The sequence below is a fragment of the Rubrobacter calidifluminis genome, assembly GCF_028617075.1.
GTDB classification, from domain to species: Bacteria; Actinomycetota; Rubrobacteria; order Rubrobacterales; family Rubrobacteraceae; genus Rubrobacter_E; species Rubrobacter_E calidifluminis.
Genome location: NZ_JAQKGV010000033.1, coordinates 1 through 10,461 on the forward strand (window position 1 = coordinate 1; position 10,461 = coordinate 10,461).

Annotated in this window: 8 protein-coding genes and 2 pseudogenes; 4 read left to right on the top strand and 6 right to left on the bottom strand. The window is 67.4% G+C overall.

Annotation, left to right across the window (positions count from 1 at the left end; genetic code table 11):
• Positions 1–138: 138 nt before the first annotated feature.
• Positions 139–882, top strand: coding sequence for an MBL fold metallo-hydrolase (locus PJB24_RS15420; RefSeq protein WP_273847466.1), 744 nt, complete (start codon positions 139–141; stop codon positions 880–882).
• Positions 883–884: 2 nt separating this feature from the next.
• Positions 885–1,805, top strand: a complete 921-nt coding sequence (locus PJB24_RS15425; RefSeq protein WP_273847467.1) for an aldo/keto reductase — start codon at positions 885–887, stop codon at positions 1,803–1,805.
• Position 1,806: 1 nt separating this feature from the next.
• Here the strand turns inward: PJB24_RS15425 and PJB24_RS15430 are convergent.
• A pseudogene (locus PJB24_RS15430) lies at positions 1,807–2,483 on the bottom strand (winged helix-turn-helix transcriptional regulator).
• Positions 2,484–3,382: 899 nt separating this feature from the next.
• On the opposite strand from PJB24_RS15430, the gene PJB24_RS15440 reads away from it, so the two are divergent.
• The gene (locus PJB24_RS15440) at positions 3,383–3,934 is read left to right on the top strand and encodes a dihydrofolate reductase family protein (protein ID WP_273847473.1); all 552 of its coding nucleotides are present in this window, start codon (positions 3,383–3,385) and stop codon (positions 3,932–3,934) included.
• Between the two features lie 123 nt (positions 3,935–4,057).
• On the opposite strand, the gene PJB24_RS15445 is transcribed toward PJB24_RS15440, so the two are convergent.
• Genes PJB24_RS15445 through PJB24_RS15465 form a run of 5 tightly spaced genes read right to left on the bottom strand, consistent with a single transcriptional unit; the run spans position 4,058 to position 10,230 of the window.
• The gene (locus PJB24_RS15445) at positions 4,058–5,278 is read right to left on the bottom strand and encodes an MDR family MFS transporter (RefSeq protein ID WP_273847475.1); all 1,221 of its coding nucleotides are present in this window, start codon (positions 5,276–5,278) and stop codon (positions 4,058–4,060) included.
• On the bottom strand, positions 5,275–6,831 hold the full coding sequence (locus tag PJB24_RS15450) for a phytoene desaturase family protein (RefSeq protein WP_273847478.1): 1,557 nt from the start codon (positions 6,829–6,831) through the stop codon (positions 5,275–5,277). The genes PJB24_RS15445 and PJB24_RS15450 overlap by 4 nt, the downstream gene beginning before the upstream one ends.
• Positions 6,828–7,523 (bottom strand): MBL fold metallo-hydrolase, encoded by a 696-nt coding sequence (locus PJB24_RS15455; protein ID WP_273847480.1) that lies wholly within the window; start codon positions 7,521–7,523, stop codon positions 6,828–6,830. Before PJB24_RS15455 ends, PJB24_RS15450 begins: the two co-directional genes overlap by 4 nt.
• A gap of 32 nt (positions 7,524–7,555) precedes the next feature.
• The gene (locus PJB24_RS15460) at positions 7,556–9,385 is read right to left on the bottom strand and encodes a S9 family peptidase (protein ID WP_273847486.1); all 1,830 of its coding nucleotides are present in this window, start codon (positions 9,383–9,385) and stop codon (positions 7,556–7,558) included.
• Between the two features lie 23 nt (positions 9,386–9,408).
• Positions 9,409–10,230, bottom strand: a complete 822-nt coding sequence (locus tag PJB24_RS15465; RefSeq protein WP_273847488.1) for a MerR family transcriptional regulator — start codon at positions 10,228–10,230, stop codon at positions 9,409–9,411.
• A gap of 114 nt (positions 10,231–10,344) precedes the next feature.
• On the opposite strand from PJB24_RS15465, the pseudogene PJB24_RS15470 reads away from it, so the two are divergent.
• Positions 10,345–10,461 (top strand): annotated as a pseudogene (locus PJB24_RS15470) (alanine dehydrogenase); the annotation flags it as partial.

Sequence of the window (10,461 nt, forward strand, 5' to 3'; positions counted from 1 at the left end):
GGTGGTGAGGGTGCGGGCCCGCTGCCGGGAGTACGGGGAGGGGGAGGTCCGGATCCAGGTGCACAGGATGCCGGAGGAGCCGGGGATATAATCGTCTCCGGATATTTTGGAACGGGATCTTTCGAGAGGGGGTATTTCGTGAAGCAGGTTGCAGACGGCGTCTTCGCGCTCGAGCTCGAGATGAACCTCTCGGGACGCAGCCGCGTGATCCACCCGGTCCTCATCACCGGGGCCGAGGGGGCGGCGCTCGTGGACGCGGGGCTCCCCGGACAGCTCGACGATCTGAGGCGGGAAGTCGCGGCGGCCGGCGCGGACTTCGGGGATATCCGGCGCGTCGTCCTAACCCACCAGGACATAGACCACATCGGGGCTCTACCGGAAGTCGTCGGGGCGCTCGAGGGAGACGTCGAGGTCCTGGCGCACGAGGACGACCGGCCGTACATCGAGGGCGAGCGCACCCCGATAAAGCTCAGCCCCGAGCAGTTGGCGCGGATGGTCTCCTCGCTCCCCGGCGATGAGCGGCGGCGTATGGAGAGCCTTCTTGCCAGCCCGCCCTCCGCCAGGCTCACCCGCACCATCTCCGACGGGGAGGTGCTGCCGGTCCACGGCGGGATAAGGGTCATCCACACCCCCGGCCACACCCCGGGGCACATCAGCCTCTTCCTGGAGGGTGCACGGGTCCTCATCTCCGGCGACGAGCTCAACGTCGAGGACGGCGAGCTCGTCGGCCCGGCCGAAGGCGCGACCCCGGACATGGAGCGGGCGCTGGCATCCCTCGCGAAGCTCGCGCCCTGCGATGTGGAGTACGTGATCTGCTACCACGGCGGGGTCTACGGCCCGGGGGCCCGGGAGAGGATCTCCGCCCTCGCGGAGGGGAGGTAGAGATGGAGTACAGGAAGATCGGCTCGCTCTCGGTCTCGGTCGTCGGGCTGGGATGCAACAACTTCGGGTGGCGGCTCGACGAGCGTGAGACCGCAGGCGTGGTCGCCGCCGCGCTCGATGCGGGCGTAAACTTCTTCGACACCGCCGACACCTACGGCGGGACCAGAAGCGAGGAGTTCCTCGGACGGGCGCTCGGCTCCCGGCGCGAGGAAGCCGTGATCGCCACCAAGTTCGGCAGCGAGATCGACGAGGAGCGAAAGGGAGCCCACCCCGACTACATCCGGCGGGCCGTCGAGGACAGCCTCAGGCGCCTCGGCACCGACTACATAGACCTCTACCAGCTCCACCGGCCTGACCCGGAGGTGCCGATAGGAGAGACGCTCGCCGCGCTCGACGAACTGGTGAAGGCGGGGAAGGTGCGTGAGATCGGCTGCTCGAACTTCTCCGCCGACCAGCTCCGGGAGGCCGGGGAGGCGGTGCGCGACGGGGCGGCGCGATTCGTGAGCGTCCAGAACGAGTACAGCCTGCTCCACCGCGAACCGGAGCGGGAGGTGCTCCCCGAGTGCGAGCGGCAGGGAATGGCCTTCCTCCCGTACTTCCCACTCGCCAACGGCCTCCTCACGGGCAAGTACCGCCGGGGGCGGCCCGTGCCGGAGGGAACCCGCATAGCCGGAAGCGAACGCTCCGGGAAGCTCCTTTCGGAGGAAAACCTGGGGGTGGTCGAGAGGCTGATCGCCTTCTCCGAGGAGCGGGGACACACCATCCTCGACCTCGCCTTCTCCTGGCTCCTCTCCCGCCCCACGGTCGCCTCGGTCATCGCGGGGGCGACCTCGCCGGAGCAGGTGAGGAGCAACGCCTCCGCCGCCGGGTGGCGGCTTACCGGCGACGACCTGGCCGCGTTAGACGGCATCCTGCCGGCGTAGGTCAGGTGGCCCGCGGGACGCCTTCCGCAGGCTCCGGGAGGGGAAAGAGGGTGAGGAAACGACCGGCAGCCCGCCGGTCGCCCTCCACCCTCGCCTCCCCGGAGCGCAACGTCTCTTCCAGCGAACGCCCCTCGAAGATCAGCGCGGTCAGCGCCTCCACGCTCGCTTCTATGAGCGCGTCGGGTCCGTCCGTGCTCCCGCGGACGATCTCGAAGCTTCCGCCTTCCGCCACCGCCCGGAAGCTCTCCTCCCCGAGCCGGAGTTCGTAGCGCACTTCTAACCCCCCGGACCGGTGCGGATCGAACATCGTTCGTAGCGCCAGGGCGAACGCGTCGGTACTCATCCCGGCATCGCGCGGTCGCAGCGGAGAGCGCGTCCCCCACCGCCCGAGCGCCGAGATCACCGGCTCGAGCTCCATGCCCCACTGCGTCAGCTCGTACACCTGAGAGGCCGCAGAGGAGGGAGCCTCTTCTTTCTCACGACCCCGAACCGCTCCAGTTCGCGCAGCCGCTCGGAGAGGACGTTGGAGCTTATGCCCGGAAGACCAGCCCTGAGGTCCGTGAAACGTTTGGGACCGAGCAAGAGCTCCCTTACTACCAGCAGCGCCCACCTCTCGCCTACCAGGTCCAGAGCATGAGCCGCCGCACATGACTCGCCATATGTCCTCCTGCTCACCATGCCTGGAATTTATCAGCGGAAGTTGCAATAAAGCTTTAATAATTGGTTTTCTGAAAGTTGCTGGTAGTTTTTCAGGACTACAAACGTACGCTTGGAGCAGGTGACACCACGAACCTGGAGTGTGAGGGGATGAGCTGGGATTCTGGGGCGTTCATTTGAGGGGCTGGTTGTCGTCGGGGACAAAGGAGGTGGAGAGGATAGTTGAACTTGCCTATCTGCGGTGGCGATCCTGACGGCAACGGCCGGGACCGGCGAGAGCGTACCAGCGTTAAATACGGGGAAGGAGAAGGAACCACAGGTAAAGTAAGCATGGGACTCTCCAACGCGGTCTCTCAAGATTCGATCTACGAGGGATTCCCTTTCACTTTCGTCACCGATGGAGTCGAGAGAGCAGTAGAGCAGGCGAAGGAGGTGGCGGGCGAGAAGGACGTGGCCGTGGGTGCCGCGAGCATCGTACAGCAGTGCATAAGGGCCGGGCTTCTCGACGAGATACGCATGGATATAGCGCCGGTCCTGCCCGGAGGGGGCGTCCGGTTGTTAGAGCATCTGGGGGTGGTGAGCCATCGAGTTGGAGGGCACCCGGGTGATCGAAGGTGCCGCACTCACGCACCTCACCTTCCGCGTCGTGCGGTGAAGAAAGGAGAACGAAGATGCTACTCGAAGAAGAACGCCATCACTACGGAGGGGGGAGGCAGGATAGGCGGGGCCGTGCTCCCGACCTTCGCTTGCTCCCGGACGGGAAATCAAGGTCGGGCGAAGCGTACCGGATTTCGAGCCGGACGAATGGGTTCAGGACCCGGAGGACAACACCCGGGTCTTGCAAGAGTTCAGGGTGGAGCGAGGGTGAGGAAACGAACTGATACGGAAACCGGGATCAGGGTCGAGAGAAAGAGGTGTCCGTGAGAAAGCTGATCGCCTCGGAGTTCGTGTCGCTGGACGGGATCATGGAGAACCCGAGCTGGACCTTCAAGTTCCCCAGCAAGGAGCAGGAGGATTTCAAGTTCGCCGAGCTCTCCGCAGCCGGTGCCCTCCTGCTGGGGAGGGTAACCTACGAGGGCTTCGCCGCGGCTTGGCCCAACATGAGCGAGCAGGCCGGGGAGTACGCCGACATGATGAACGGCTACCCTAAGTACGTGGTCTCGAAAACTCTCGAGGCGCCCCTCGAGTGGAGCAACTCGACCCTGCTCAGAGGCGACGTGGCCGAAGAGGTCTCCGCGCTGAAGGAGCAGCCGGGCAGAGACGTCCTGATCTTCGGCAGCGGTGAGCTGGTGAACGCTCTGATGGAGCACGACCTCATAGACGAGTACCGGCTGATGGTCTTCCCTATCGTAGCAGGAGGCGGGAAACGTCTCTTCGGTGACCGCGTCGAGGCAAAGGTGATGGAGCACGTAGGGACTGAGACTTTCGGTTCGGGCGTCATCGTCCTCACCTACCGTCCTGCAAGCGAGTAGGGAGCTCCGCGAGGGGTAGGAGCCTCATCCGTGCCAGGCCGCCTGTTGTCGTGGAAGCACCACAGCTCCCGCCTCGACCGGTGGTCGGGCTTCCTGGACCCCCTGCCCTCCTTCCCGGGTCGCCTATCTCAGGCTATCGGGAGGGGGCGCCGGCCTTTTCCCACGGAGCGAGAGGAGCAGGGAGGCGGCGAGGAGCGCCGCAGCGATCTGCAGCGCCCAGATGACCTCCGGGAGCCTCTCCTGTAGCAGGACCCCGGCTACCACCGGGCTTATCCCGTAGGCGACCCCGTAACAGGCTCCGAAGAGCGAGAGGTAGGTGCCGCGCAGTGCTGGGGGAGCCAGGCCGGCGGTGAGCGCGGGGCCGGCGACCTCAACCACCATCTCCGCGAGGGTGAAGAAGCCTGCGAACGCGACGAGTATCCCGGCAAAGGAGGAGGTGAGGAGCAGCGTGAGCGCGGAGGCGGCGAAGAGCGCGGCCCCGCACAGGAGCGCGGTGCGCTTCGAGGAGCGGTCTATGAGGCGGGAGACGGGCATCTGCAGCGCGATCACGACCACTCCGTTCGCGCCGAGGAAGAGTCCCACCCGGCCGTCCGGTACGCCGAGGAAGTCCTTCGCGTAGATCGGGAGCGACTGCCAGTCCTGGGTGAAGACGTAGTAGAGGAGGACGCCGCAGCCGAGCAGGGCGAGAAATGACCCGTCGGAGAGGGCTTTGAACAGCAGGCGTGGTGAGGAGCCAGGCTCGTCCCTGGAAGAGATCACCGGACGCGACTCGCGCAGCAACAGTGCCAGAACGCACATCACGGCCGCCGTGAGCGCCGCGGTGCCCAGAAAGAGCGCACGGTAGGTACCGCCCGTTCCTCCGGCCGCCGAGGCGGCGAGCCCGGCGACCAGCGGCCCCAGGGCCCATCCTGCGTTCCCCCCGACCCGCACCAGCCCGTAGGCTCGCGAGCGCCGCTCCGGGGGCGTTACGTCGGCGACCGCCGCGTTGCGTGCGGCGTCGAACATCGAGGAGCCGACGAGCCCGAAAAGGGCCGAGACCGCCAGGTATCCGGTGAAGCCATCGACGCGGGTGAAAAGCGCGAAGCAGACCGCGCTGCCCGCCAGGGAGAGGAGCATCAGCGGTCTGCGGCCGTGGCGGTCGGAGAGGGGGCCCGAGAAGAGGCCCGAGAGGACGCTCGCCGCGGCGAGCACCCCGAGGCCCACCCCGACCAGCGAGAGCGGGATGCCGACGACGTCGTGGAAGTAGATCGTGGAGAACGGATAGTAGAGACCCTGGCCGAACCGGAAGGCGAGCATCGCCCCGGTGAGCAGCCAGACCCGCCGGTCGAAGTTCCCGCCCCTCAACCCCGCTTCGCGTCCCGCAGCACCTCGAGCGCGCAGTTGCGCCCCGGCGCCCCGAAGACCGCCCCGCCGGGCCAGACCCCGGCCCCGCAGAGGTAGAGTCCGCGGAGTGGCGTGCGGTAGCCGTCCAGCCCCGGCGCGGGCCTCCCGGAGAACATAAACTCCGGCCGCATCTCGCCGTGGAAGATGTTGCCGCCGGTGATCCCGATCTTCTCCTCGATCTCGCGCGGGCCGAGTACCTCCATGCGTTCGACCGCTCCGGGGAGGTTCGGCGCGTACTGCGCGAGGGTCGCGACGATGTTCTCGCCGATCTCCTCACGCCTCTCCCCCCAGCTGCCTTCAGCCAGGTCGTAGGGGGCGTACTGGGAGAAGATGCTCATCACGTGCCTGCCCGGAGGCGCGAGCCCGTCTTCGGTCGCGCTCTGGATGTACGCCTCAAGGAATGGCCTCTGCGAGGGTTGGCCGCGCGCGCAATCCTCCCACGCTCTCTGCAGGTAGTCAATGGAGGGGTTTATGACGATCGCGCCGGTGTGCTGCGGTCCGACCTCCCTGCCGGGCAGGGCCTCGAAGTCCGGGAGCTCGCCGAGCGCCAGGAAGACCTTTACTACAGAGCCCTTCACCGGCAGCCGCCTCACGCCCTCGACGAGTTCCTGCGGCAGCCTCTCCTCCCCCACCATCCCGAGGAAGGTCCGGTGCGGGTCGGCGCTCGAGAGAATGGTATCCGCCTCGAAAGAACGGCCGTCGGAGAGGACGACGCCGCGCACGTCCCCTTCGTCGAGCTCCACCCGCTCGACCTCTGCTCCGGTGAGGATCTCGGCCCCGTGCTCCCTGGCGGAGGAGGCGATCGCCTCCGCGACCTCACCCATCCCGCCGCGTACGTAGCCCCAGGCGCCCTGATGTCCCCCGACGCTGCCCAGGACGTGGTGGAACTTGACGTAGGCGGTGCCGGGGTCACGCGGCCCGGCGTTCGTCCCGATCACACCCCCCACGCACAGCGGGGCCTTGACCTCCTCGGACTCGAAGAAGCGGTCGAGTACCTCCGCGACGCTGGACTTGGTGAGGGTGCGCCAGTCCTCTTCGCCCTCCGGGCCGGAGAAGGCCGCCTCCAGCTGCGCGGGAGATGGGGCAGGGCCGAGCATGAGTGGGCGCATGCGGCCGATGATGCGGTCCCACATCGCCTGGTAGGCGTCGTAGTTTTCGGCGTCCTTCCCGGAGAATCTGGCGATCTCCCGCTTCGTTCGTTCGGTATCGAGGTGGGAGATCATGTACCGCCCGTCCGGGAAGGGGACGAAGTACTGCGGGTCGAGCGGCCGGACGCTGTAGCCGTGGCGCGGGAGGTCGAGGTCCTTTACCACCTCGGGGAGGAGCAGGCTGCACACGTAAGAGCAGGTCGAGAGGCGGTAGCCGGGCCAGATCTCCTCGGTGACCGTCGCCCCACCGATGATCTCCCGCCGCTCGAGGACCAGGACGCGCAGCCCCGCACGGGCCAGGTAGGCCGCGGCGATGAGGCCGTTGTGCCCCGCCCCCACGACTATCGCGTCGTAGCGACCGCTCACGACCTCTCCAGTGCGGCTCGCAGCGCGGCCCGGGCACCGGCGCGCAGCGTCCCGCCGTGGGAGAAGACGACCGTCGCGAACTCCTCTTCGAGGAGCTTACGGGCCGAGCGGCGCGCGAGCTCGTAGTCCGTGCAGAACGCGCGGCGCACCCCGACGCGGAGCCTGCGTGGCATGCATCCGAAGGCGTCGGCGGTGAAGAGCAGCCCGTCGGCGTCGCGCAGGAGCGAGACGTGCCCCAGAGTGTGCCCCGGCGTCGCGATGATCCGGAACCCCGAGACGAGATCGCCTTCGCGCAGGACCTTGCCGACCGGCGCCGTGGGGAGGGCTGTCCTGGAGGACATCAGGCGCAGCAGCCGTCCCTCCTGCACGTCGGGCGGCCTCCTGCCGGAGATCACCTCGGCCTCGCGCTCTGCGGCCCCGACCTCGGCCTGCGGTGCGATCTGCAGCGTGCCGGGCAGCCCTCCGGTGTGATCGGAGTGCTGGTGGGTGAGGAAGATGCGCCTTATCTCCTCCGGTCCGGAGCCGAGCGCGCCGAGCGCCTCCCGGATGCGCTTCACGCTGCTCGCGACGCCGGTATCGACGAGCGTCCAGCCGTCGTCGTTCTCGAGCAGCAGCACGTTGACCGCGTTCGGGATCCCTACCGCATCCACCCTGTATACGCCCGGCGCTATCCTCTCCGGGGATTCGGCCATGTAAGACGCCTCCTTTCTTTCCGGAAGCGAGTTTAACCGAGCCCGGGACCCTGTGCGAACGCCTCCCGGAAGAAGTTTGCAAGACGCGGGTAGAGGACGCGCAGGTTCTTGGGGCGCGAGATGCCGTGCCCCTCGTCCGCGAAGGTCAGAAGTTCGTAGGGGATACCGTGCCGTTCGAGCTCCTTCACCACCGCCCGGACGTTCTCGGGGGTGACGTTCGGGTCGCGCTCGCCCTGCACTATGAGCAGACGCCCCCGGATGTTCTTCACGTTGTTGATCGGGGAGCGCTCGCGGTACCTCTCCGGGATCTCCTCCGGGGAGCCGCCCATCATCTCCTCGCTGTAGGGTCTGAGGTCGGGGCGGGTCGAGTAGTAGTCGACGACGAGGTCGGTCATCCCGCAGACAGGGGCCGCGGCGACGACGATCTCGGGCGGGTAGCGGGTGATCGCGCACCACGCCGAGTACCCGCCGTAGGAGGTCCCCGTGATCCCGACCCGGTACGGTTCGGCGATCCCGGCCTCGATGAGCGCCTCGATCCCGCGCCTTATGTCCTCCTGCTCGCGCCCTCCCCAGCCGTCTTCTTTGATCTTCTCCTGGAACTCGAGCCCGAAGCCGGTGCTCCCCCTGTAGTTGGGGCAGAGGACGTTGAACCCGTTCGCGGCGAAAAACTGTACCTGGGCGTTGAACCTGTCCTCGCTCACGCTGGTAGGTCCGCCGTGGACGAGGACGACCGTGCCGACTGCCTCCCCGCGTGCCCGGTAGAGCCAGCCCTGCACCTCGAGCCCGTCCACCGAGCGCCACCGGAAGTCCTCCGCGGGGACGAGGTCTTCGGGACGCAGCACGGTCCTCTCCCACAGCCCGGTCAGGCTCCTCGTACCGGATGGGGAGGAGAGGACGAGGTCCGCCGGCTGCGTCGAGGAGTAGAGGAGCCCGGCCCACTCTCCTTCCCGCACCCGGACGAGCGGGACGAAGCTCCCCGTCGTGCGCGGCGGCTGGCTCTCCTCCCCGCTCTCCGGGTCCACGAGCACCGCCGAGAGGCGCCCCTCCCGCATCTCCGCCGCGACCAGCGGGCCTCCGGGCGGCGCGAAGGCGTACTCGACGTTGCGGCGCGGGTCGTCGATGAGCCACCTCACGCGGCCTTCCTCCGCGTCGAATGTCCCGAGCCTGCGCCTCCCCTCCGCCTCGGCGGTGAAGACGATGCGGCGTCCGTCGGGGAGCCACGAGGCCTCGACCTTGGCCTCCGGCCCGAAGTTCAGCACCTCGCGGTCCTCGCCTCCCTCTATGTCCGTGATCCAGACCTGTCGTCCCGCGGGGTCGAGGTCGCTGCGGTGGTAGAGCACGCGGTCGCCCCGGGGGCTGAGGCGTGGCTTCAGGTAGCCGCTCCTCCGGGGAGTCGCCAGCACGAGCCTCTCTCCAGTTTTTACGTCCTGACGGAAGACGCGGTATACCTCGTCCTCCTCGCCGCTCTCGGGGTCGAGGTTGGCGGCGTAGACGAGCCACCGCCCGTTCGGGTGCAACTCGCCGCCCTGGATGAAGAAACGGGGCCTCTCCTCGGTTAGCGGGACGAGCTCGCCGGGTCTCTCGAGCCGGACGAGGTGGAGGACGGACCTTTCGTCGCCGCCGGTGTCCTGCTCGACGATGAGGCCGCTCCCGTCCGGGGCCCAGGAGACGGGGTAGGCGTTCTCGTCCGTCTCGGTCAGACGCACCGGCCCGCCGGAGCCGTTTACCGGGGCTGCATACACGTCGGCGGTAGGCGCGAGGCGCGACCAGCTCCAGGCCGCGTGCCGCCCGTCGCGGGAGACGACGGGTCCGGAGAGGGCGGGCAGCGAGAGCAGGGCCTGCAGGTGTGAGTCTTGGTTCAAGTTCTCTCCCTCGAAAGATTGCATCAGAACGTCGGAGGGTTGTTCACGTAGATCATCTCGGCGTGAGTCTCCGGGGCCCACCAGCGGTGCGGGACGGTGGAGGGGAAGTAGAGGGTGTCTCCGGGCTCGAGGTGGTAGCGGCCGTTGTCCTTGAGCTCTACGGTGAGTTTTCCAGAGAGCAGGTGGATGAACTCCTCTCCGGTGTGTGAGTAGAAACCCTCGCTGCCAGCTCCGGCTGGCACGTAGACGTACGAAGGATCCATGGCCCGTCCGCCGGGTGCCATCTCCTCGAAGCGCACTCCGTTCTCCCACTGCATCACGGGTCTCTCCCGGGCGCGCACCAGCGGGGAGTCCTGCTCGACGTCGACGCCGAAGAGCTCCCGCATGTTCACCCCGTAGGCGTCCGCGAGGCGTTTGAGCGAGGCCACCGAGGCCCCCGACCCACCGCGCTCGAGCGCCGAGATGAACGAGACCGAGAGCCCGGTGACCTCAGAGATCTCCCTTAGAGTCTTGCGCCGCTTTAGCCTGAGCCTCCTCAGGCGCTCGCCGGGAAAGTTCCCCTTCTCACCCCCCGCGTCGCGGCCGCCGGCCCGCCCCAGCTGCTTGCGGATGGCGGCGAAGTTGAGTCCTTCGGCGCTCCGCAGGTACTTTATCTGCCGGAGACGCTCGATGTCCCGGTTGGTATATAGCCTGTAGCCACGCTCGGTGCGGCGAGGTTGGATCAGGCGCTCCCGCTCCCAGAGCCTCAGGGTCTGGGCGGAGACACCAACCGCCCTGGCCGCCTCTCCTATCTTGAAGACAGCCTCGTTCTGGTTCTCGTCCAGGCTGCCGGTGAAGCTTCTCATACTATCCAAGGAAGTATACTTCCAAACCGCATCGGCCTGCGCCGTCGCCGCTCAGAACGCCTTGTGCTATACATGACTCAGGGCTTCTGGCGAGGGAAGGGTTATGCCATGCCGATGACGATAGGGGTACCGAAGGAGATAAAAGACCAGGAAGGGAGGGTGGCGCTGCAGCCAGACGGCGCAGCGGAGCTCACCCACCACGGCCACAGCGTCCTGATCGAGAAAGGAGCA

Excerpts from the sequence above, each read along its gene's own strand:
- PJB24_RS15425 (WP_273847467.1), top strand. The coding sequence starts at position 885 with ATGGAGTACAGGAAGATCGGCTCGCTCTCGGTCTCGGTCGTCGGGCTG.
- PJB24_RS15455 (WP_273847480.1), bottom strand. The coding sequence starts at position 7,523 with ATGGCCGAATCCCCGGAGAGGATAGCGCCGGGCGTATACAGGGTGGAT.
- PJB24_RS15465 (WP_273847488.1), bottom strand. The coding sequence starts at position 10,230 with ATGAGAAGCTTCACCGGCAGCCTGGACGAGAACCAGAACGAGGCTGTC.